At 67.1% G+C, this 22562-nt stretch carries 22 protein-coding genes and 1 riboswitch; of the genes, 10 read left to right on the top strand and 12 right to left on the bottom strand.

From position 1 onward, the window contains the following. Positions 1 to 4: 4 nt before the first annotated feature. The 3 genes from lpdA to queA form a co-directional block, all read right to left on the bottom strand. Complete coding sequence (lpdA, locus tag CHB77_RS02890; RefSeq protein ID WP_089386648.1) at positions 5 to 1396, bottom strand: dihydrolipoyl dehydrogenase; 1392 nt, start codon at positions 1394 to 1396, stop codon at positions 5 to 7. Positions 1397 to 1464: 68 nt separating this feature from the next. Next, on the bottom strand, positions 1465 to 2727 hold the full coding sequence (locus CHB77_RS02885) for an MFS transporter (protein WP_089386647.1): 1263 nt from the start codon (positions 2725 to 2727) through the stop codon (positions 1465 to 1467). Positions 2728 to 2804: 77 nt separating this feature from the next. Continuing rightward, positions 2805 to 3851, bottom strand: coding sequence for a tRNA preQ1(34) S-adenosylmethionine ribosyltransferase-isomerase QueA (queA, locus tag CHB77_RS02880; RefSeq protein WP_089386646.1), 1047 nt, complete (start codon positions 3849 to 3851; stop codon positions 2805 to 2807). Between the two features lie 118 nt (positions 3852 to 3969). Here queA and CHB77_RS02875 point away from each other — a divergent pair, with 118 nt between their 5' ends. Beyond that, positions 3970 to 4263 carry a (2Fe-2S)-binding protein gene (locus CHB77_RS02875; RefSeq protein ID WP_089386645.1) on the top strand — a complete coding sequence of 98 codons (294 nt, stop codon included), beginning with the start codon at positions 3970 to 3972 and terminating at the stop codon, positions 4261 to 4263. Beyond that, on the top strand, positions 4211 to 4696 hold the full coding sequence (bfr, locus tag CHB77_RS02870; RefSeq protein ID WP_089386644.1) for a bacterioferritin: 486 nt from the start codon (positions 4211 to 4213) through the stop codon (positions 4694 to 4696). The genes CHB77_RS02875 and bfr overlap by 53 nt, the downstream gene beginning before the upstream one ends. Before the next feature lie 2 nt (positions 4697 to 4698). Here the strand turns inward: bfr and CHB77_RS02865 are convergent, their stop codons facing one another. Further along, complete coding sequence (locus tag CHB77_RS02865; protein WP_089386643.1) at positions 4699 to 5373, bottom strand: HAD hydrolase-like protein; 675 nt, start codon at positions 5371 to 5373, stop codon at positions 4699 to 4701. Between the two features lie 113 nt (positions 5374 to 5486). Between CHB77_RS02865 and glmU the strand changes: the two genes are divergently transcribed. Then, entirely contained in the window at positions 5487 to 6830 is a 1344-nt protein-coding gene (gene glmU, locus CHB77_RS02860) for a bifunctional UDP-N-acetylglucosamine diphosphorylase/glucosamine-1-phosphate N-acetyltransferase GlmU (RefSeq protein ID WP_089386642.1), read from the top strand. After that, entirely contained in the window at positions 6830 to 8647 is a 1818-nt protein-coding gene (gene glmS, locus CHB77_RS02855) for a glutamine--fructose-6-phosphate transaminase (isomerizing) (RefSeq protein ID WP_089386641.1), read from the top strand. The genes glmU and glmS overlap by 1 nt, the downstream gene beginning before the upstream one ends. A 15-nt stretch (positions 8648 to 8662) precedes the next feature. Here glmS and CHB77_RS02850 read toward each other — a convergent pair whose 3' ends face one another. The 3 genes from CHB77_RS02850 to CHB77_RS02840 all read right to left on the bottom strand — a co-directional run bounded on the left by CHB77_RS02850 (position 8663) and on the right by CHB77_RS02840 (position 13096). Continuing rightward, the gene (locus tag CHB77_RS02850) at positions 8663 to 9136 is read right to left on the bottom strand and encodes a 6,7-dimethyl-8-ribityllumazine synthase (RefSeq protein WP_089386640.1); all 474 of its coding nucleotides are present in this window, start codon (positions 9134 to 9136) and stop codon (positions 8663 to 8665) included. Between the two features lie 76 nt (positions 9137 to 9212). Continuing rightward, positions 9213 to 9345, bottom strand: a riboswitch (FMN riboswitch). A 41-nt stretch (positions 9346 to 9386) separates the two neighbouring features. Next, complete coding sequence (locus tag CHB77_RS02845; RefSeq protein WP_089386639.1) at positions 9387 to 12353, bottom strand: hybrid sensor histidine kinase/response regulator; 2967 nt, start codon at positions 12351 to 12353, stop codon at positions 9387 to 9389. Between the two features lie 161 nt (positions 12354 to 12514). Continuing rightward, positions 12515 to 13096 carry a calcium-binding protein gene (locus CHB77_RS02840; protein ID WP_089386638.1) on the bottom strand — a complete coding sequence of 194 codons (582 nt, stop codon included), beginning with the start codon at positions 13094 to 13096 and terminating at the stop codon, positions 12515 to 12517. A gap of 168 nt (positions 13097 to 13264) precedes the next feature. Between CHB77_RS02840 and CHB77_RS02835 the strand changes: the two genes are divergently transcribed. From CHB77_RS02835 to CHB77_RS02820, 4 genes are read left to right on the top strand one after another with little or no spacing between them, the layout of a single operon-like run. Next, positions 13265 to 13573: a PepSY domain-containing protein gene (locus CHB77_RS02835; RefSeq protein WP_089386637.1), complete on the top strand. Its 309-nt coding sequence runs from the start codon at positions 13265 to 13267 to the stop codon at positions 13571 to 13573. Beyond that, positions 13573 to 14235, top strand: coding sequence for a response regulator (locus CHB77_RS02830; RefSeq protein ID WP_089386636.1), 663 nt, complete (start codon positions 13573 to 13575; stop codon positions 14233 to 14235). The genes CHB77_RS02835 and CHB77_RS02830 overlap by 1 nt, the downstream gene beginning before the upstream one ends. Then, positions 14235 to 15590 (top strand): sensor histidine kinase, encoded by a 1356-nt coding sequence (locus tag CHB77_RS02825; RefSeq protein ID WP_089386635.1) that lies wholly within the window; start codon positions 14235 to 14237, stop codon positions 15588 to 15590. The genes CHB77_RS02830 and CHB77_RS02825 overlap by 1 nt, the downstream gene beginning before the upstream one ends. A 31-nt stretch (positions 15591 to 15621) precedes the next feature. Continuing rightward, a complete protein-coding gene (locus CHB77_RS02820) occupies positions 15622 to 17286 on the top strand; it encodes a thiamine pyrophosphate-dependent enzyme (RefSeq protein ID WP_089386634.1) in 1665 nt (554 codons plus the stop codon). Here the strand turns inward: CHB77_RS02820 and CHB77_RS02815 are convergent. From CHB77_RS02815 to CHB77_RS02800, 4 genes are read right to left on the bottom strand one after another with little or no spacing between them, the layout of a single operon-like run. Continuing rightward, positions 17283 to 18122 carry an ATP-binding protein gene (locus tag CHB77_RS02815; RefSeq protein ID WP_089386633.1) on the bottom strand — a complete coding sequence of 280 codons (840 nt, stop codon included), beginning with the start codon at positions 18120 to 18122 and terminating at the stop codon, positions 17283 to 17285. The genes CHB77_RS02820 and CHB77_RS02815 overlap by 4 nt on opposite strands. After that, the gene (gene tatC / locus CHB77_RS02810) at positions 18115 to 18957 is read right to left on the bottom strand and encodes a twin-arginine translocase subunit TatC (RefSeq protein ID WP_089386632.1); all 843 of its coding nucleotides are present in this window, start codon (positions 18955 to 18957) and stop codon (positions 18115 to 18117) included. Before tatC ends, CHB77_RS02815 begins: the two co-directional genes overlap by 8 nt. 1 nt (position 18958) lies before the next feature. Then, entirely contained in the window at positions 18959 to 19441 is a 483-nt protein-coding gene (gene tatB, locus CHB77_RS02805; RefSeq protein WP_089386631.1) for a Sec-independent protein translocase protein TatB, read from the bottom strand. A gap of 10 nt (positions 19442 to 19451) precedes the next feature. Next, positions 19452 to 19751: a twin-arginine translocase TatA/TatE family subunit gene (locus tag CHB77_RS02800; RefSeq protein ID WP_089386630.1), complete on the bottom strand. Its 300-nt coding sequence runs from the start codon at positions 19749 to 19751 to the stop codon at positions 19452 to 19454. A 150-nt stretch (positions 19752 to 19901) separates the two neighbouring features. Between CHB77_RS02800 and CHB77_RS02795 the strand changes: the two genes are divergently transcribed. Then, entirely contained in the window at positions 19902 to 20522 is a 621-nt protein-coding gene (locus CHB77_RS02795; protein ID WP_089386629.1) for a MarC family protein, read from the top strand. After that, positions 20519 to 21088: a retropepsin-like aspartic protease family protein gene (locus tag CHB77_RS02790; protein WP_089386628.1), complete on the top strand. Its 570-nt coding sequence runs from the start codon at positions 20519 to 20521 to the stop codon at positions 21086 to 21088. Before CHB77_RS02795 ends, CHB77_RS02790 begins: the two co-directional genes overlap by 4 nt. Here the strand turns inward: CHB77_RS02790 and CHB77_RS02785 are convergent. Then, positions 21085 to 22503: an alkaline phosphatase D family protein gene (locus CHB77_RS02785; protein ID WP_089386627.1), complete on the bottom strand. Its 1419-nt coding sequence runs from the start codon at positions 22501 to 22503 to the stop codon at positions 21085 to 21087. The genes CHB77_RS02790 and CHB77_RS02785 overlap by 4 nt on opposite strands. Positions 22504 to 22562 lie beyond the last annotated feature (59 nt).

Raw genomic sequence — 22562 nt, 5'->3', positions numbered from 1 at the left:
GCAATCAGAAATGGATCGCCCGGCCATAGGCGTCCAGGACCGCCTCGTGCATCATCTCGGACAGGGTCGGGTGCGGGAATACCGTCTCCATCAGATCCTGCTCGGTCGTCTCAAGCTGGCGGCCGATGATATAGCCCTGGATCAGCTCCGTCACCTCGGCGCCGACCATGTGGGCGCCCAGCAACTCGCCGGTCTTGGCGTCGAACACGGTCTTTATCATCCCTTCCGGTTCCCCCAGCGCGATGGCCTTGCCGTTGCCCATAAAGGGAAAGCGGCCGACCTTGACATCGTGGCCCAGCTCCTTGGCCTTGGCCTCGGTCAGGCCGACCGACGCGACCTGCGGGTGGCAATAGGTGCAGCCCGCGATGCTGGACGGCTTGACCGGATGCGGATGCCCGCCGGCGATCAGTTCGGCCACCATCACGCCTTCATGGCTGGCCTTGTGCGCAAGCCAGGGCGCACCGGCCACATCGCCGATGGCATAAAGGCCGGGCACCCCCGTGCGGCAGTATTCGTCGGTCAGGACATGGGTGCGGTCCACCTTGACGCCCAGATCCTCCAGCCCCAGGTTTTCGACGTTGCCGACGATGCCCACGGCGGAAATCACCGTGTCGAAATTCCGCGTCTCGGCCTTGCCGCCCGTTTCGATATGAGCGGTCACGGTGCTGCCCTTGCGGTCCAGCGTCTTGACCGTGGCCTTTTCCAGGATGTTCATGCCCTGCTTGACGAAGGCCTTCTTGGCGAATGCGCTGATCTCGGCATCCTCGACGGGCAGCACGCGGTCCATCACCTCGACCACCGTGGTCTCGGCGCCCAGCGTGTTGAAGAAGCTGGCGAACTCGATGCCGATGGCGCCCGATCCGATCACCAGCAGCTTTTTGGGCATATGCGGCGGCACCAGCGCGTGCTTGTAGTTCCAGACCAGCTTGCCGTCCGGTTCCAGCCCCGGCAGTTCGCGGGCGCGGGCGCCGGTGGCCAGGACGATGTTCGGGGCCGTCACCTCCTCGGTGCCCTTGTCGGTCTTGACGCTGATCTTTCCAGGCGCAGTCAGCCGCGCCTCGCCCATGATGGTGGTGACCTTGTTCTTCTTGAACAGGTGGCCGATGCCGCCGGTCAACTGCTTGGCGACGCCGCGCGACCGGGCCACGACCCTGTCCAGGTCAAAGCCGATCCCCTGGGCCGACAGCCCGAAATCCTTGGCACGGTGCATCAGGTGGAACACCTCGGCCGACCGCAGCAGCGCCTTGGTGGGGATGCAGCCCCAGTTCAGGCAGATGCCGCCCAGATGCTCGCGTTCGATGCAGGCCACCTTCAGGCCCAGCTGCGCGCCCCGGATCGCGGCGACATAGCCGCCCGGTCCGGCACCAATCACCACCATGTCGAAATTCTGGGCCATAAGTCTTCCCCGTCAGGTCACGATAGTTCAGCGTTAAACCAATCGCCGGGGGGGAACAAGCAGCCCGATTACGCCGCGTCAGAAGACCGCCTGTCCGCCGGATCGGACTGCCGTTCGTCCAGCGCGGCGCTGGCGGCGACGGTTGTGGCATTGGGGGTGATGACGGCGAAATTGCCCTGTTCGTCGGGGGTCAGCGCGCGGCGTCGGGTCGTGCGCCAGCCGGCATAGGCGGTCAGCAGAGCCAGCAGCACCGCCATGTAGACCCAGAACCCGTCCGGGCCGATCACCTCCATCAGCCAGCCGGTGATGATCGGCCCGCCCATCGACCCGATGCCATAGATGAACAGCAGCCCTGCCGACGCCGACGCCATGTCGGACTGGTCCAGATAATCGTTGGTATAGGCCAGCAGCAGCGCATAGATCGGGTTGGCGATGCCCCCCATCAGCGCCCCCGCGACGACCAGCCCCAGCGTTCCCGGCTGGGCCGCGATGGCGGCCACGCCGGTGATCGCGCCCGCCGCCGCCAGGATCAGCACCAGCTTGCGCCGGTCGTAGCGGTCGGAAATCCAGCCGATCGGATATTGCAGCACCAGCCCGCCCGCATAGCTGGCGGCCACGAACAGCGATATCTGCGCGACCGACAGCCCGATGGTCGCCCCCCAGACCGACGACATCCCCGACAGGACGGCAAACACGCCCCCCATCAGGAAGATCCCCACGCAGCCCAGCGGGGACGCGCGATACAGCCGGGCAAAGGACATGCGCTTGATGGTCTGGAACTGCGGCGCGGGCCGGGCCGACAAAAGGATCGGCATGAAGGCAAAGGACACCAGGACCGAGGCCACGATGAACAGCATGTAGCCGCCCGGATCGCTGGTGTTCAGCAGCGCCTGCGCCGCGACGATCCCCAGCAGTTGCACGATCATATAGGCCGACAGCGTCTGGCCGCGGTTTTCGTTGGTGGATCCCGCGTTCAGCCAGCTTTCGGACGTGATATAGACCCCGCAAAAGCAGAACCCGACGATCATGCGCAGGATGGTCCACCAGATCCAGTTGGGTTCCACCGCGTAAAGCACCAGAACGGACGAGATCATGGAGCCAAGCGCCGCGAAGACCCGCACATGGCCGACGTTCCTGATGAAGCCCGGCACCGTCAGGCTGCCCAGCAGGAAGCCCGCGAAGTAACCCGACATGACCACCGACATCTGCAAGGTCGGAATCCCCTCGATCCCGCCGCGGATGCCCAGCAGCGTGCCCTGCATCCCGTTGCCGACCATCAGCAGCAGGATGCCCAGGAACAGGGGCCATGTGGTTCGCAGCACGGACAGCATCGGGGGTCTTTCGCCGGGTGTCGGGATGCGACCACATCTGACCCATTCGCGGCGTTTCGGCCACCCGGAAAGCGACCCTAGGGGATCAGCAGCGACGCATCGCCATAGCTGAAGAACCGATAACCCTGCGTCACGGCGTGGTCATAGACCCGCCGGATCCGGTCCTGCCCCATCAGCGCCGACACCAGCATCAGCAGCGTCGATTTCGGCAGGTGGAAATTCGTCATCAGCCCGTCGGTCACGCGGAAACGATAGCCGGGATAGATGAAGATGTCGGTCGTGCCCCGGAACGGCGCGATGCGCCCGTCCGGCCTGGCCGCCGATTCGATCAGCCGCAGCGCGGTCGTGCCCACGGGGATCACGCGGCGGCCTTCGGCCTTGGCGCGGTTGATGGCGGCGGCGGCGTCCGCCCCGACCTCGCCCCATTCGGCGTGCATCCGGTGGGTGGTCACGTCGTCCACCTTGACGGGCAGGAACGTGCCCGCGCCGACATGCAGGGTGACGTGGACGAACTGAACGCCCTGCGCGGCAAGTCGGTCCAGCAGGTCCGCGTCGAAATGCAGGCTGGCGGTGGGCGCGGCGACGGCGCCCCGGCGCGCGGCCCAGACGGTCTGATAATCGTCGCGGTCCTGATCGTCCGGCGCCCGCAGCGCGGCGATATAGGGCGGCAGCGGCATCGCGCCGACCTGCGCCAAGGCCGCGTCGAAGGCATCGCCATGGGCGTCAAAGCGCAGCAACAGTTCGCCCCCGGCGATCTCGACGACCTCGGCGGACAAGGCGTCGCCGAACCGGATCACCTCGCCCACGCGCAGCTTGCGCAGGGGTCTGGCCAAGGCGCGCCAGCCTTGGGCTGCCGGTTCCAGCAGCGTGACCTCGATCCCGGCCACGGCCTCGCCCTGCGGCGTCGGGCGCGCGCGCGTGCCGGTCAGGCGCGCGGGAATGACCTGTGTATCGTTCAGCACCAGCACGTCGCCGGCCCGCAGGATGCCGGGCAGATCGCTGACCCGATGATCCGCGATGGCACTTGCCTGCGCCACCAGCAGCCGCGCCGACGAACGCGGGCGGACCGGGCGCGTGGCGATCAGCGCGGGCGGCAGGTCGAAATCGAAATCGGACAGCTTCATGGCCGGGCTTTTGCGCCCGCGCGCCCCACGGGTCAAGACGCCGCCGCGACCCAAGCAAAAAAGTCAGCTTTACAAACCCGACAGAATCGCTATGTCTCCCTCAACACGGAGCGCGCCGATGATCGTCTGCCACTGCACCCAGATTTCGGACCACCAGATCAAGGCGGCCATCGACTGGATGCGCAGCGCCGATCCGCAGACCATCATCACCCCCGGAAAGATCTATCACGCGCTTGGCAAACGCGCCGATTGCGGGGGGTGCATGCCGCTCTTTCTGGACACCATGCGTCACTGCGGTAATCTGATGGTGGCACCGCCGATCTTGCGGGCGAAATCAGACATCGCAAAGGATACCCACCATGAAGGGCGACGCAAAGGTCATCGAGTATCTCAACGCGGCGCTGCGGTCTGAACTGACCGCCGTCAGCCAGTACTGGCTGCATTACCGGTTGCAGGAAGACTGGGGCTTCGGCCGCATCGCCGACAAGTCCCGCGCCGAATCCATCGAGGAAATGCACCACGCCGACCGGCTGATCGCGCGCATTATCTTTCTGGAAGGCCATCCGAACCTGCAAAAGCTGGATCCGCTGCGCATCGGCCAGACGCTCAAGGAAACGCTGGAATCCGACCTGGCCGCCGAACACGACGCCTGCACCCTGTATCTGGAGGCGCGGGAATACTGTTCCAGCATCAACGACCAGGTGTCCAAGGCTCTATTCGACGACCTCATCAAGGACGAGGAAGGCCATATCGATTTCCTGGAAACCCAGCTGCACCTGTTCGACACCATCGGCGCCCAGAACTATGGCCACCTGAACGCCAAACCGGCCGACAAGGCGGAATAATCTTATCCCAGCCAGCGCCGGGCCAGATCGGGCAATTCGTCGAAATGCCCGATCAGCGCGTCGGGGGCCAGCCGGGAAATCGCCTCGCCTTCCGGCCCAAAGGACACCAGCGCGACCCTGACCCCCGCCGCCGTTGCGGTCTTGCGGTCGGTTTCGGTGTCGCCCACCAGGAACGACGCCGCGACGCTGCCCCCTGCCCGTTCCACCGCCGCCCGATAGGGACGCGGATCGGGCTTGCGGACCGGCAGCGTGTCGGCGGCGATCATCGATGCGAAACGGTGGCGCACGCCCAGCGCGTCCAGCAGGGTTTCCGCCAGCGAACCGGGCTTGTTGGTGCAGACGGTCAGAACGTGTCCGTCGGCCTCCAGCACATCCAGCGCGGCCTCGACCCCCGGATACAGCCGGGTGTGAACGGCGATGTTGGCGCCGTAATGGTCCAGCAGGCGGGGATAGTCCTCCTCCTCGGCGCCCGGCGGCAACAGCAGGTCGCCGTTTATCCGCCCGTATCCCGCCCGCAGCATCGCCCGCCCGCCGTGGAACGCGGTCAGCGCGTCGGCCAGCGGATCCAGCGCGACATCCAGCCCGCGCGCCCTGAAGCAGGCGTTGGCCGCCGCGATCAGGTCGGCCGAGGTGTCGGCCAGCGTTCCGTCCAGATCGAAAACCACCGTTCCCGCCATGCTGTTCCTTTCCGCAACGATCCGACACCAAAGGTGAACGCGCGGGGCTTTCCCCCACGCCCCGCCCCGATTAGAACGCCCGTCAGCGGATTTGAACAGACAATGGAACGGGCATGGCAGAGAAATCCCTGGCAATCGTGGTTCTGGCGGCCGGACAGGGCAGCCGGATGCAGTCCGACCTGCCCAAGGTGCTGCACCGGCTGGCGGGCGTGCCTCTGATCGGCCATGCGCTTGCGGCCGCGCGCGTTCTGGACCCCGAACAGGTGATCGTCGTGGCGGGCCACGGCGCCGATCAGGTGACGAAGGCCGTGGCCAGGATCGACCCGGACGCGCGGATCGTCCTGCAAGCCGAACAGCTTGGCACCGGCCACGCCGTCCGCCAGGCCCTGCCCGAGCTTGAGGGGTTCGAGGGGCGCGTGATCGTCCTTTATGGCGACACCCCCTTTATCGGCGAAGACACGCTTCTGGCCTTGGCCTCTCATCCCTCGGATCTGGTGGTGCTGGGGTTCGAGGCCGAGGAGCCGGGCCGCTATGGCCGATTGATCGTCGGCGCGCGGGGGCTGGACCGGATCGTCGAATACAAGGACGCGGATGCGGCGACACGCGACATCGCGCTGTGCAATTCCGGGGTCATGGCGCTGGATGCGTCGCTGCTGCGGCAGTTGATCGTGCGGCTTACGAACCGGAACGCATCCGGGGAATACTACCTGACCGATCTGGTGGCGCTGGCCCGCGCGGAAGGGCGGCGCGCCGATGTCGTCACTTGCGACGAATCCGAAACCCTGGGCATCAACACCCGCGCGGAACTGGCCGAGGCCGAGGCGACGTTCCAGGACCGTGCCCGGCGGCGCGCATTGGAGGATGGCGTGACGCTGTGCGATCCGGCGACGGTCTGGTTCGCCCTGGACACGGTGATCGGCCGCGATGCCGTGATCGGTCCGAGTGTCGTCTTCGGTCCCGGCGTGACGGTGGAATCGGGGGCCGAGATCCTGCCCTTCTGCCATCTGGAAGGCTGCCATGTCTCGTCCGGGGCGAACGTCGGTCCCTTTGCCCGCCTGCGTCCCGGCGCGGAACTGGGCGGCGACGTGCATGTCGGCAATTTCGTGGAAATCAAGAACGCAGTGCTGGACGAAGGCGTCAAGGTCGGCCACCTGACCTATCTGGGCGACGCGCATGTGGGCGAGCATACGAACATCGGCGCAGGCACCATCACTTGCAATTATGACGGCGTGATGAAGCACCGCACCGACATCGGCGCCCGCGCCTTCATCGGCAGCGACACGATGCTGGTGGCGCCCGTGCGCGTGGGCGATGATGCCATGACCGGATCGGGGTCGGTCATCACCCAGGACGTGCCCGACGGCGCCCTGGCCATCGGCCGCGCGCGCCAGACCACCAAGCCCGGCCTGGCCACCCGCCTGATGGCCGCCCTGCGCGCGAAAAAGGAGTCCCGCTGATGTGCGGCATCATCGGTATCCTGGGGTCGCACGAGGTGTCCCCGCAACTGGTCGACGCCCTGCGGCGGCTGGAATACCGCGGCTATGACAGCGCGGGCGTGGCGACGGTGGACGCCGGCGGCCGCCTGGACCGGCGGCGCGCGGTGGGCAAGCTGGTGAACCTGTCGGACCGGCTGGTCCACGATCCCCTGCCCGGCCATATCGGCATCGGCCACACCCGCTGGGCCACCCACGGCCCCGCGACCGAGGTGAACGCCCACCCCCACCAGTCCGGCCCCGTGGCCGTGGTCCACAACGGCATCATCGAGAATTTCCGCGACCTGCGCGAGGAACTGGCGACCCTGGGCATCCAGCCGCAGTCGCAGACCGACACGGAAACCGTGGCCTTGTGGACGGCCCATTACATGGACGGGGGCGCCTCGCCTGTGGATGCCGCGCGCAGGACGCTGGCCCGGTTGCGGGGCGCATTCGCCCTGGCCTTCATCTTTGACGGCGAACGGGATCTGATGGTCGCCGCCCGCAAGGGCAGCCCGCTGGCCATCGGCCACGGCACGGGCGAGATGTTTCTGGGGTCGGACGCCGTGGCGCTGGCGCCCTTCACCGACCGCATCACCTATCTGGAGGACGGCGACCACGCGGTCCTGACCCGCGCGGGCGTGCAGGTCTTCGACGCCGACGGCAACCAGACCCACCGCCCCGAAGCCCGCATCGACACCGGGGCCACCGCCATCGACCGGGGCGGGTATCGGCATTTCATGGCCAAGGAAATCGCCGAACAGCCCGTGGTGATCGGCGATGTGCTGAACCATTACGTCAAGGGCGACCGGGTCGTGTTGCCCGAGGGGCTGGATTTCCAGGGCGTCGACCGCATCAGCCTGGTCGGCTGCGGCACGGCGCATCTGGCAGGCCATGTGGCGAAATACTGGTTCGAACAACTGGCGGGCCTGCCCTGCGACATCGACGTGGCGTCCGAGTTCCGTTATCGCGAGCCGCCCTTGTCGCCCAGCAGCTGGTTCATCGCCGTCAGCCAGTCGGGCGAGACCGCCGACACGCTGGCCGCCTTGCATTACGCGCGCGGCCACGTCGTCCGCACGGTGGGGCTGGTCAATGTCGGAACCTCGGCCATCGCCAGGGACGCCGACATCGCCCTGCCCACGCTGGCGGGGATCGAGGTCAGCGTCGCGTCGTCCAAGGCCTTTACCTGCCAGTTGACGGTGCTGGCGATCCTGGCGTTGAAGGCCGCCCGCGACCGGGGCCGCATCGACGATGCGCGACTGACCGCGCATCTGGCGGACCTGCGCAGCATTCCGGCCCTGATGCAGCAGACCCTGGCCCTGTCCGACGCCTGCCGCGACCAGTCCGAATGGCTGTCGCAGGCGCGCGACGTGCTGTTCCTAGGGCGCGGGGCGCTGTATCCGGTGGCCCTGGAAGGCGCGCTGAAGCTGAAGGAACTGAGCTATATCCACGCCGAAGGCTATGCATCGGGCGAACTGAAGCACGGGCCGATCGCGCTGATCGACCGCGACGTGCCGGTGATCGTGCTGGCGCCGCATGACGCGCTGTTCGAAAAGACCGTGTCGAACATGCAAGAGGTCATGGCCCGCCACGGGCCGATCCTGCTGGTGTCGGACGACGCGGGATTGGCGGCGGCGCGGCACGGCACCCAGGCGACGTTGCGGATGCCGTCGGGCGGCGGGGCGTTCCAGCCGATCCTGTATGCGATCCCGATGCAGTACCTGGCCTATCACACGGCGGTCGCCAAGGGCACCGACGTGGACCAGCCGCGCAACCTGGCGAAATCGGTCACGGTGGAATAAGGACGGCGCGCGGCGTCAGGCGACGTTCGCGCGCCCCTCGGCGGCGATACGCGCGTCCAGTTCCAGAATCTGGTGGACGGCGTTCGCGGCCTCGGCGCCCTTCTTGACAAAATGATCGCGGAAAAAGCCGGTCAGCAGGTCGGTTTCCTGGTAATTGTGCGGCGTCAGCGACACCGAGAAACACGGGACGCCGGTTTCCAGGCCGGCGGTCATCAGGCCGGTCACGACCGCTGCGGCCACGAAATCATGGCGATAGATGCCGCCATCGACGACCAGGGCGGCGGCGACCACGGCGTCGTATGTGCCGGTCTGGGCCAGTTTCTTGGCCAGCAACGGCATCTCGAACGCGCCGGGCACGTCATAGGCCACCACTTCGGCGCCGGGCATCAGGCGCTGCTGTTCGGCCAGAAAACCGTCATGGGCGCGATCAACCACGTCGGAATGCCAGCGGGCCTTGATGAAAGCGATACGGGGGGTCTTGTGGGTCATCTTTCAGGAACCTTACGTTAGCGTGCGTACGGTCCCAGGACACGAGCCATGACCGCCCCTTTGGACAGGACGCGGCCACGGTTCTCTTTCATCCAGACTGTAACTGTCGGCCCCGGAGTTTCACCGGATCTGCTGACCCCATCGTTGCCGACGGGCGCTCGCGGGCTGTGACCGCCGGTGGGGAATTGCACCCCGCCCTGAGAACATCCCCTAGATAACATGCGATACTGGTTCCGCCAAGGGGCTTGGCTCAGGCAATCCGGCCCAGGGCTTCGTTGACGACGCCGCGCAACTGGTCTTCGCCATAGGGCTTGCACAACAGGACGGTCTGCGCGGGGCAGTTCGCGGGCAACTGGCTGTCGCCGGTGGCATAGACGACCGCCAGCCCCGGCTGGATCGCCACGGCGCGCTGCGCCAGATCGTTGCCGTTCATGTCCGGCAGGCCCAGATCGGTCAGCAGCAGATCAAAGGTCTTGTCCTCGAGGCAGGCAAGGGCCGGGGCGGCCTTTCCCGCCTGGGTCACGGCGTGACCCATCTCCTCCAGCATGATGGCGGTATCGGCGCGGATCAGACCGTTGTCCTCGACCAGAAGGATGGACAGGCCGCGATCCGTCGCGGGCACCGCCGCCGCGGGCGCGGGCCGGGGCGCCGCCGGCTGGGGCGCATGTCCGGCCCCGGCCGCCTGCCGGATCTGCTGGGCATTGGCGATGACATGGCGCAGCCGCCGGGCCAGGGCTTCGCGCGGATAGGGTTTCGACAACAGCTCGACCCCCGGATCCAGCTTGCCGCCATGAACGATGGAATTTTCGGTATAGCCCGAGGTGAACAGCACCCCCAGCCCCGGAATGACCTCTTGCGCGCGGCGCGCCATTTCGCGGCTGGACAGCGTGCCGGGCATCACCACGTCGGTGAACAGCACGTCGATGTGCAATCCGCTTTCCACCACCGCCAGCCCCGCCTGCGCATCGCGCGCGGTCAGCACCGTGTATCCCAGCGATCCCAGCAGATCGACCACGGTGGCCCGAACGGCCTCGTCGTCCTCGACGACCAGGACGGTTTCGGTGCCGCCCACGACCGGGCCGTCGAACAGCGGGATGTCGGCTTCCTCCTCGCTTTCCGAACGCGGCAGATAGATGCGCACCGTCGTGCCATCGCCCGGCTCGCTGTACACCGACACATGCCCGCCCGATTGCTTGACGAAGCCATAGACCATCGACATGCCAAGGCCGGTCCCCCGGCCTTCGGGCTTGGTGGAAAAGAACGGATCGAAGATGCGGTCCAGCACGTCCGGGGTCATGCCGCAGCCGGTATCGGTCACGGCCAGCATGACATAATCACCTGCCGACACATCGCCCGCCACCCGCGCGTAAACCTCGTCCAGCTGGGTGTTGGCCATCTCGATGGTCAGGCGGCCGGGACCGTCCATGGCGTCGCGGGCGTTGATCGCCAGGTTCAGCAACGCGCTTTCCAATTGTGCCCGGTCCACGCAGATGTTCCACAGGTTTTCGGGCACGATCACCTGCACCTCGATCGTCTCGCCCAGCGACCGGCGCAGCAATTCGTCCATCTCTCCGACCAGACGGCAGGGCTGGATCACCCTGGGCTCCAGCGGCTGGCGGCGCCCGAACGCCAGAAGCTGGCTGGCAAGCTTGGCCCCGCGCGTCACGGCGGACAGGGCGTTCTCGACCCGCTGGCCCGCCTTGGGATCGGCCTCGACATCCTTTGCCAGCATCTGAAGATTTCCGGCGATCACTTGCAGCAGGTTGTTGAAATCATGCGCCACGCCGCCGGTCAGCTGGCCCATGGATTCCATCTTTTGGGAACGGTGCAAGGCCTGTTCGGTCCTGCGGTGGCGGTCGATTTCGTCCGCGACGCGGGCTTCCAGGTTTTCGTTCAAGCGCCGCAACTGGTCCTCGGCGCGTTCGCGGTGGGCAACCTGGCGCTGCAAATCCTCGGCCTGGGCCAGCAGTTGCGCTTCGTTCATGCGCTGTTCGGTGATGTCGGTATGGACGCCGACCCATTCCACGATCTCGCCCGCCGCACCCAGGGTGGGCACGGCGCGGATGGCAAAGATGCGATAGTCCCCGTCGGTGCCGCGAACCCGATGTTCCCATTCAAAGGTGGCCCGCGCCTGCACGGCCTTGTGCCAAGCATCGATCGTGCCCGCGCGGTCGTCGGGATGGACGGCATCGGCCCAGCCGTAATCCTGATATTCGTCCTGGCCCTGTCCCGTCAGCGCCGCCCAGCCGCGCTGTTCGCCGACCATCCGCCCATCGGCCGAATTGGTCCACAGCACGCTGTGAATGGCGTCCACAGCCGCACTGAAGCGGTCGTTGCTGTTGCGCAGGCGGATTTCGGTCTGCTTGCGATCCTCGATGTCGATCAGGATCATATAGACGCCGTCGATCCGGTCGTCGCGCGTCTTGCGGGGCAGGCAGCGCATCTCGAACGCCCTGGGGCCTTTGCCGGGCAGGCGGACGGTGGCATCGACATTGACCGTTTCGCCCGACAGGGCGTGGTGCAGCATGTCCTCGATCACGGCCGCCTGTTCGGCGCCCAGAACATCGGTGATCTGGCTGCCAATGACCTGTTCGCGGGTAACGCCCAGCATGTCCAGATAGCACTGGTTGGCGAACCGGAAGGTCAGCGACTTGTCCATGAAGCCGACAAGGATCGGCAGGGCATCGGCAAGATGATACAGTTCGGCCTGGCTTTCGGCCAGGGCCTCGCGGGCGCGCACCGTCTTGGTGATTTCCAGGACCGTGCACAGGACGCCATCGACCCCCGTCCCGTCGTCATTGTAGATCGGGGTATAGAACAGGTCGAAGACGACGGTTTCGGGCGCGCCGCTGCGGTTGAGAACCATCGTCTGTTCGCGGAACGCCTGGACCTCTCCCTCCAGGCCGCGTTCCAGGATCGTGCTGTTGAAATCCCAGATCTCGGGCCAGATGTCGGGCACCTTTCCGCCCAGCGCCTTGGGGTGATAGTTTCCGGCGATCTCGACATAGCTGTCGTTGTAGATCATCACATGATCGCGGCCCCACATCAGGACTTGGGGGATTGGCGAATTGACCAGCGAATTGACCTTGATGCGCAGATTCTGCGGCCATTGGTCGATCGGTCCCAGAGAGGTCCGCGACCAGTCGAACCGGCGCACAAGCTCACCGCAGACGCTGTTGCCGGTCGGCCACGCACGGGAAAGCACCTCAGTCGTCATGTCGCACCGCAGAATCCAGAAAAGTGTCGCCGGAACCTAGGCGGGGAACCCTGTCGCTTCAAGCTGGCCAAGGCCATTGTCTTGCACAATCCGCAACGCTGCGTGAAAAAGGCGGCACCTTGCAGGGTGCCGCCGCCGTTCTTCCGACGCGAATCGGCGGATCAGAAGGAAAAGTCGCTCAGATCCAGCTGGGCGCGCTGCATATCCTCGAGGGTGATCGACGTGGCGCTGTCCAGGGTCAGCACCAGGTCGCCGCCCTGCTGGCGGGCCGCGCCGATGATCTGGGCCACCTGCGCCGCGCTGAAATCGTCCAGATCGATGCGGTCCAGACCGTTCTGGAAATCGGCCAGGGTGTCGCGCCCGTCGCCGCGTTCGAATTCGAATTCGTCCGCCCCGGAGCCGCCCGTCAGGATGTCGTTGCCGCTGCCGGCATGCATCACGTCGTTGCCGCTGCCGCCGTCCAGGTCATCGTTGCCGCCGCCCGCCGAAATGCTGTCGTCGCCGCCATCGCCGTCCAGTTCGTCGTGACCCTGCTGGCCCCACAGCCGGTCGTCCCCGGCGCCGCCCTCGATTTCGTCATTGCCGTCGCCGCCGTACAGCCGGTCGTTGCCGTCGCCGCCGTAAATGTCATCATTGCCGCGATAGCCGTTGATGACATCATTGCCGCGCAGCCCCGCCAGCCAATCGGACAGCGAGGTGCCCCCGATGCTGTCCGCGCCGTTCGTGCCGATCTTGCGTGCCATGTGACTTTCCTTCGTCGTTGAGGTGCGGCCCGACGGGGACCGCCTGGGTTTCGGTGCGAATCGATCTAACCCAGGCACGCTGACAGATCTCTGACGCGGCGTGTCAGGCGAATGTCAGGACGGATCTGTCAGCGGAATGTCAGCCCATCTTCGATACGGACCATCGCCATGAAACATCTGTTCGCCATCGCCGCCTTGATCCTTCCCCTTCCCGCCGGCGGGCAGCCGGGCGCCATGCCCGACTTCGAACTGGCCCAGGGTGCCGTCGAACGGGGCGAGATCCTGCCTCTGGCGGACATCCTGCGACGCCTGGAGGGAGAGCATCCCGGCCAGGTCGTCGAGGTCGAGCTTGAATACAGCCGCGGCCTGCGCGTTTATGAGGTCGAACTGATTACCGCCCAGGGCCGCCTGATCGAGGTGGACATGGACGCGGCCACCGGGGCGATCCTTGGCATTGAAGACGAAACGGACGATTGATGCGCGCCCTTGTGGTCGAGGATGATCGCCGCATTGCGGCCGATCTGGTGCAGGCCCTGGCCTCGGCGGGGTTCCGGGTGGAAATGGTCGCGGACGGGGAAACAGCGTGGTTTCGCGGCGGCACCGAACGTTATGACCTGATCGTGCTGGATCTGGGCCTGCCCCGCCTGGACGGCCTGACCATCCTGAAACGCTGGCGGTCCGAGGGCTGCGACAGCCCGGTGCTGGTCCTGACGGCGCGCGGCGCCTGGACCGAACGGGTCGAGGGGATCGACGCGGGCGCCGACGACTATCTGCCCAAGCCCTTTCGGATGGAGGAACTGATCGCCCGCGCCCGCGCGCTTGTGCGCCGGTCGGGCGGGCGCGGCGCGTCGGTCCAGCAGGTCGGGCAGATGGCGGTGGACCTGAACCGGATGTCGGTCGCCGTTTCAGGCGTTCCGGTGCCGGTCACGCCGCTGGAATACCGCCTGCTGGCCTATCTGACGCTGCACCGCGACCGCACGGTGACGCCGTCCGAACTGCTGGAACACCTGTACGGCGACGACGACGCCCGCGACGCCAACGCGCTGGAAGCCGTCATTGCCCGCCTGCGCCGCAAGGTGGGCGCAGGGATGATCCGCACCCGGCGCGGCTTCGGTTACGATCTGGGACCGCAGGACTGATGCGCCGGTCGTTGCGGCTGCGGCTGCTGGTGATCGGCGCATTTGCCATCGTGGCGACGCTGGGCCTTGCCGCGCTTGGGCTGGCGCTGCTGTTCGAACGCCATGTCGAACGGGTGGCGGTGGGCGATCTGGAGGCCCGCGCCCTGACCCTTGCCGGGATCGTCGAATACGACGCAAAGGGGATGCCCCGCCTGCCCGCGCCGCCGGCGGACAGGCTGTATCAGCAACCCTTTTCCGGCCATTACTGGCAGGTGGCCCTGGACGGCGAGGTCCGCCGGTCGCGGTCGCTGTGGGATTACACCCTGCCGATGGACAGGCCCGCCCCGCCGCCCGGCCGAACCGAGGTGCTGGGCCTGCCGGGACCGCAGGGCGAACCGCTGCTGGCCGTGGAACAAAGCCTGCTGGTGGGGCGCGGGCAGGACACGCGCCGCCTGCGCATCCTGATGGCCACCGACCGCGCGGCCCTGACCGCCGCGCGGCGCGGTTTTCTAGGCGACCTGATCCCCTATCTGGCCTTTCTGGGCCTTTTGCTGGTGGGCGGATCCTGGCTGCAAATCCGCGTCGGCCTGTCCCCCCTGGCCGAGGTCGCGTTTCGCGTGCAGGCGCTGACCCACGGGCGGCGGTCGCGCATCGGCACCGACCTGCCCGACGAGATGCTGCCCTTGGCGCGGCAGATGGATACGCTGCTGGATGCCCGCGATGCCGAACTGTTGCGGGCGCGGCACCGGGCGGGCGATCTGGCCCACGGTTTCAAGACGCCCCTTCAGGCGCTGCTGGGCGACGCGGACACCCTGCGGGACCGGGGCCAGGCGGACATCGCGGCCAGCGTCGAGATCGTCGTCACCGCGATGCGGCGGCTGGTCGATCGGGAACTGGCCCGCGCCCGGATCCAGTCCGATCACCACACGGCCCAGGCCGACCCTGCCGCGATCGTGGCTCGCCTGATCCGGGTGCTGCGCCGGACACCTCGGGGTGCCGGAATCGTCTGGGACATCCGGGCGCCCGGCCCCGCCCCCCGCGCCCGCATCGACCCCGACGACCTGACCGAGGCGCTTGGCGCCCTTCTGGAAAACGCCATGCAGCACGCCGCCAGCCGGGTGGACATCGTCGTGGCCCCGCAAACCGACCGGGTGATCCTGACCATCCGCGACGACGGTCCCGGCGTACCGGCAGAATCGCTGGCGCGGCTGTCGCAACGCGGGATGCGCCTGGACGAAGGCGGCGAAGGCCAGGGAATCGGCTTGGCCCTCGTCAGCGACATCATGGATGCCGCCAACGGGCGGATGGACGTTTCGAACGCCGATCCCGGACTGTGTGTCCGCCTGACACTGGCAGCCGTGCCGGCCGGGCGATAAGCTGGCCCCCTGACATGAACGGGGGAACGACATGGCACGGAATGGCGGCGGGTTGCTGGTGGATTGCCTGATGGCGCTTGGCGCGACCAAGGCCTTTGGTATACCCGGCGAAAGCTATCTGGCCGTTCTGGACGCGCTGCACGACACGCAGGGGCGGCTGGATTTCGTGCTGTGCCGCAACGAAGGCGGCGCGTCCTTCATGGCCGCCGCCTGGGGCAAGCTGACGGGCCAGCCCGGCATCTGCATGGTCACGCGGGGGCCGGGCGTCACCAACGCCGCCATCGGCATCCATACCGCGATGCAGGACAGCGCGCCGATGCTGGTGTTCGTGGGGCAGGTCGGGACCGGCATGAAGGGGCGCGAGGCGTTCCAGGAAATCGATTATCCCGCCGTCTTCGGCAGCATGGCGAAATGGGCGGTGGAAATCGACCGGGTGGAACGGATTCCCGAAATCATCGCCCGTGCCTGGAAGACCGCCACCACCGGGCGCCCCGGCCCCGTGGTGATCGCCCTGCCCGAGGATATGCTGTCCGGCACTACCGAGGCCCCGCCCCTGACCGGCCCGGCCGAAATCGCCGAGCCTGCCCCCCTGCCCGCGGCCCTGGACCGCGCGCTTGCCATGCTGGGCAAGGCGCGGCGGCCGCTGATCCTGACGGGCGGCTGCACCTGGACGCCGGACGGCATGGCGGCGTTGCAGCGGTTTGCCGAGGCATCCGATATTCCCGTGCTGGCCGCCTTCCGGTTCCAGGACCGCTTCGACAACACCTCGCCCGTCTATGCGGGCGAGGCGGGGGTGGGCATGCCGACCCATGTCCGGCGCCTGATCGCGGAATGCGACGTGATGCTGGCCGTCAATGTGCGGTTCGGGGAAATGACCACCGACGGCTATACCCTGCTGCGGGTGCCCCAGCCGGAACAGGCGCTGATCCATGTCCATGCCTCGGACGGGGAAATCGGCAAGGTCTATCAGCCTCGCCTGGGCATCCAGGCGGGACCGAACGCCTTTGCCCAGGCGCTGCGGCCCGCGGCCGGTCAGTGGGCCGATTGGCGCAAGGCGGCGCGCGCGGGGTATCGCGCATCGATGCAGGCGCCGGCCCAACCCTCGCCCGTGGACATGGTGGCGGTGATGGACCACCTGCGCACCCGCCTGCCCGAGGATGCGGTCATCACCCATGGCGCCGGAAATTTCGCGGTCTGGCCAGACAAGTTTCTGGCCTATGGCCCCGCCGCACGCCTTCTGGCGCCTCAGTCGGGGGCGATGGGTTACGGCCTGCCCGCCGCCATTGCCGCCAAGATCGCCAATCCCGCGCGCACCGTCGTCTGCTTCGCGGGCGATGGCGATTTCCAGATGACCTGTTCCGAGCTTGCGACCGCGATGCAGGCGGGCGCCCAGCCCATCGTGCTGGTTTTGAACAACGGCATCTACGGCACGATCCGCGCCCATCAGGAACGCCATTTTCCCGCCCGCGTATCGGGGACCACCATGGTCAATCCCGACTTCGTGGCCTTGGCAAAGGCCTATGGCTTTCACGCCGAACGGGTTGGCGCGACCGCCGATTTCGCCGCCGCTTTCGACCGGGCGCTGCAATCGACGACCGGCGCCCTGCTGGACCTGGACATCTCGCCCGAGGCGCTGACCCCGCGCCAGACCCTGACCCAGATGCGCGAGGCCGCATTGGCCAAGCAGCCGGGCTAGACCGCGACGCCGTGCCGCCCCGCCAGGTCGGTGAAGAACTGCCAGGCCACCCGGCCCGACCGGCCGCCGCGCGTGGCCTGCCATTCGACCGCCTCGGCCCGCAGCACGGCCGGGTCGATGGACAGGCCATAGGCCGCGCAATAGCCGTCGATCATCGCCAGGTATTCGTCCTGCGAACAGGGGTGGAAACCCAGCCACAGGCCGAATCGGTCGGACAGCGACACCTTTTCCTCGACCGCCTCGCCAGGATGAATGGCGGTGGCGCGTTCGTTGTCGATCATGTCGCGCGGCATCAGGTGGCGGCGGTTCGACGTGGCATACAGGATCACGTTGCCCGGCCGCCCGCTGATGCCCCCGTCCAGCACGGCCTTGAGCGACTTGTACTGCGTGTCGTCGTGGCTGAAGGACAGGTCATCGGAAAACAGCAGAAACCTCTTGTCGCTGGCGTTCCCCAGGATCGCCAGCAGCCGCCCCACGGATCCCAGATCGTCGCGGGCGATTTCCACCAGCACCAGCGGCAGGCCCAGGGCCACGGCCTCGGCATGGACGGCCTTGACCAAAGACGACTTGCCCATCCCCCGCGCGCCCCACAACAACGCGTTGTTGGCGCCAAAGCCGCGCGCGAATTGCAAGGTGTTGTCCAGCAGGATCCGCTTGGCCCGGTCGATGCCGATCAACTGGACCAGATCGACGCGGGCCACCGTATCCACGGGTTCCAGCCGGTCGGGGTCGGGATGCCAGACATAGGCGCCGGCGTCGGAAAAATCGGGCACGGGAACAGGGGGTGGGGCCAGACGCTCCAACGCCTCGGCGATGCGGCGCAGGGTGTCAGGCATCCTCGTCCAGCAGCCCTTCGGCACGCAGTTCGGCGTCGCGTTTCTTTTCGATCCAGCGGACGATCTGGATGGACACCTCGTAAAGGCCATAGATGACGGTGAACAGCACCATCTGAGAGATGACGTCGGGCGGCGTCGCCACCGCCGCCAGCACCAGGATCGCCACCACGGCATAGCGCCGCACCGATCCCAGGCCCGCCGCCGACACCAGTCCCGCCTTGCCCATCAGCGTCAGCGCCACCGGCAACTGGAACGACAGACCGAAGGCCAGCAGGAATTTCATCGTCAGGGTCAGGTATTCCTGCATCGACCCCTGGAACGCGATGCCCGCGACGTTCTCGGTGGTCGTCACCTCCTTGACCGTGGCGACCACGGGGGCCTGCTGGAAGCTAAGGAAGAAGTCGTAGGCCATCGGCAGGATGATGTAATAGGCAAAGGATGCGCCGATCGCGAACATGATCGGCGATGCCGCCAGGAACGGCAGGAACGCCGCCTTTTCCGACCGATACAGCCCCGGCGCGACGAAACGCCACAGCTGATAGCCGATCACCGGAAAGGCCAGCACGAAGCCGCCGAAAAAGCTGATGTTGATGGCGGTGAAGAACCCTTCCTGCAACTTGATGATCTGAAGCTGGCAGTTCTGCCCGCGTTCGGCCAGGGCGTTGCAGATGGGCTGGGTCAGGATGTTGTAGATCGAATTCCAGACCGTGTAGCACAGCACCATCGCCACCACAAAAGCCACGATGGACCAGATGATCCGCGTGCGCAGCTCGATCAGGTGTTCGATCAGGGGGGCCGAACTGTCGTCGATGTCGTCTTCGGTCTTGGCAGCCACGTCAGTCGTCTTTCATGTCGCTGCGGCGCACCGCGCGCAGCCGCCGCGCGCGGGGCTGGACCGGTTCGGCGGGATCCGCCGATGGCGCGGCCGCCTGCGCAGGTTCCGCAACAAGGACCGGCGCGGCCTCTGGAGTCGCAACCGGACCGGCGGGCGAGGCCGGGTCGGGCTGGATGCGCGCCCGGCCGTCGGGCAGCTTGGGATCCCATTTCTCGAACCGGTCGGCGGCGCGGTCCAGGGCGTCCAGGCCCAGCGCCTTTTTCGATGTCAGGGACTGGACGTCGCGCAATGTCTTGGCGGCATCGTCGATCCCGGAATTGCGCGCGGCATCCTCCATGGCGCTTGTGAATTCGCGCGCCATGGACCGCGCCTTGGCGGTGAACCGCCCCAGCGAATGGAACAGATGCGGCAGATCCTTGGGTCCGACGACGATCAGCGCGACGACGCCGATCAGCAGCAGTTCGGACCAGCCGACATCCAGCATGGGCCTTGCCTCAGCCGCGCTCGGTGGTGCGGGGCGGCGTCACGTCGCGCGCGGTTTCGCCGGGCACGGGACGCAAGGGTTCGGGACGCAGGGGGTCCGCCACGGTAGGACGGACGGTTTCGCCGGGCACGGCGCGCGGGATCTGCGCGCTGTCATCCACATCCTTGGCCCCGTCGTTCACGCCGCGCTTGAAGGCCGTGATTCCCTTGCCGACTTCCCCCATCAGCGAGGACACCTTGCCGCGGCCGAACAGCACGAGCACGACAACCGCAATCAGAAGAAGGCCGGGAAGGCCGATATTGTTCAGCATCAGAAACTCCCTAGTCGCGCGGCAATGACCGCCCGCGCCCGATATCTATTCCTTGCGCCCGGCGATTGCAAAGCCCGTTTCCGTGAGAGGCCGGCTCGGGTCACGATTCCGTTGCCTTGGCAGGACGCGCCGGGCGGGCGATAAGGCGCCATGGACCTGTCGCTGTATGTCACCGCCTTTGTTACCCTTTTCGTGGTGATCGACCCGATCGGGCTGGCGCCGGTGTTCATCGCGCTGACGCCGGGCATGGACGCCGCGCAGCGGCGCCGCATCGGATTCCGGTCGCTGGTGATCGCGGGGATCCTGCTGACGATCTTCGGACTGGCGGGCGAATCGATCCTGGGGGGCATTGGAATCTCGATTTCCGCGTTCCGCATCGCGGGGGGGTTGCTGCTGTTCCTGACCGCCCTGGACATGCTGTTCGAACGACGCACCGAACGGCGCGAAAATCAGGGCGACGGCGATGCCCTGCGCCACGATCCGTCGGTCTTTCCGCTGGCCCTGCCGCTGCTGGCCGGTCCCGGCGCGCTGGCCGCCATGATCCTGCTGATGGGCGAGGCGCCGGGCATCGGCCACATGATCCTGGTGAACCTGATGATGCTGGCGGTGCTGGCCATCGCCATGGCGCTGTTCGTCCTGGCGACGCCCCTGGCCCATGCGCTGGGCCGGACGGGGGTGATGGTCGTCACCCGGCTGTTGGGGATGCTGCTGGCCGCGTTGTCGGTGCAGTTCGTGATCGACGGGCTGAAAGGATCGGGATTGTTTCCATGACCGGCGACGACACCATGCAACTGGCCTTTTACGGCGTCCTGCTGGTGGTCATCGGCGGGGCGATGGTCTTTGAGCTGGCGGGCCGGGGCGGGCAGGTGCTGCGCCAGGTCATGCTGTGGCTAGTGATCTTTGCGGGCGCGGCGCTTGCCGCCCAATGGTGGATGGACAACAACGCCCCGCGTCAGCAGGTGCTGGACGGCGGGCGGATCGAGATCCCGGTGGGCCGCGACGGCCATTTCCACCTGGATGCCCAGGTGAACGGGCAGGCCGTGCGCTTCATGGTCGATACGGGCGCGTCGTCCATCGCGCTTGGCCCGGCGGACGCCCGGCGCATCGGGCTGGACCCCGACGACCTGGCCTATGTCGGAACCGCCGTCACGGCGAATGGACGGGTGCAGACCGCCCCCGTCACCATCGACGAGATCGCCATCGGCGACATCGTGGACCGCAACGTCCGCGCCTGGGTGATCGGCGGCGACCTGGACGGATCGCTGCTGGGCATGTCCTATCTGCGCACCTTCGCCCGCGTCAGCTTCGAGGGCGACCTGCTGATCCTGGAACGCTAGTCCAGCGCCAGCGGCGGGGTCGATCCGCTGTGCTCCAGATGCCAGACCGCCTGCCATTGCCCGTCGCGGCGATCCAGCGTCAGGAAATTGCGTTCCGCCACATAGCGGTGGCGCTGTCCCGGCAGCGGCCGGATGCGGATCGGATGGCCCGGCAGCGGCGCATCGCCCAGGCCCGCGAACAGCCCCAGCGCGCGGGCATAGCCCTTGGGCGGCGCCCGGTGCGAGATGCCCGAGGCGACAAGCTGCCGGATCAGCGTCGCGTCCGGTCCCATGTCGGCGCGGGTGGCCAGGTGGATTTCCCCCGACAGGATCGTGACCGGGGCGGCTTGGCGCATCCGCAGCACCTGTTCCAGCATCCGCCGCCATTCGTCGCGATGGGCGTGGCTTTGCCATTGGTCGCGCAGGTCGTCCTCGTAATGCTGCATCCGGGGGATCGCCATCATCAGGGTTTCCATCAGCGACAGGCGCGGACCCAGCAACGGCACGCTGGACACCATGAAGACATGATCGCCGGTGGGTTGCAGCGATTCGACCGCTGTCCAGCCCGCCGGTCCCATCACCCGGTCGCGGCAGCGTTCTGACCGCAGGTCGGGCGCCCACAGCGTGACGCCCGGCAGGTCGCGCCGCCAGCCCAGGTTTCCGCCCGCGGGATCCAGGAACAGCGCGGGCACGTCGGCATCCGTCGCGCCATGCTGGAACAGCAGATACATCTGCCGCGCCACCGCGAACAGCGCCTGCCCCACCGCCGACCGCGTGCAGGATTCCGGCAGCGATCCCCAGCCGTCGCAGATGTCGTGGTCGTCCCAGACCGACAGCGACGGAACGCTGGCGAACAGATCCGCGCAACCCTCGGCCGCCAGCACCATCAGATAGCGTTCGGCGAACCGGCGTTGCAGATGGCGCGTCAGGTCGTCCAGATCGGCGCCCGAGGGGTGGTCGGGAACATTCTTCGGCCAACCTTCGGACAGGGGATGGCCCTGCGTCGCCTCATCGGCATAGATCTGGTCGCCGCCTTGCAGCAGCAGGGCGAAAGGCGCGCGGGCGTGGTCGTCCCGCAGCCGCGCCCACATCAGGTTGCGTTCGGCGGAATCGCGGTCCAGGTCGCCGTTCTCCTCGCCGTTGCAGGACACGAAGGCGATGCGGATGTCGCCGTCCAGGCGCGTCACGACGGAATGATCGCGGCCGTCCAGGCGATAGCCCGCCTCGTCCGCGCGCAAGGCGAAATCATGGCGCCAGACCGACAGGCCCGCCACCCCCGCCAGCAGGACCGGCGCCACCGCCCCCGACCCGGCTTCCAACGGACCGGGCGGGGCCGCGCCCTCGGGCCGGACCGTCACGGCGGCAAGGCGCACCCCACTGGCGTCGCAGCCCCGAAAATGCAGGATCGGACCCGCGAAACCGTCTTGTGCAGCCATGAAAGGTGGATTCCCGCTTTTGTGTCAGGATGCCAGATATGCGCTTTGGCGGGAATTGC

This window comes from Paracoccus sediminis (assembly GCF_900188295.1).
Classification (GTDB): Bacteria; Pseudomonadota; Alphaproteobacteria; order Rhodobacterales; family Rhodobacteraceae; genus Paracoccus; species Paracoccus sediminis.
Note: the sequence above shows the minus strand (reverse complement) of the source record. Positions and strands in the feature narration are given on the sequence as shown.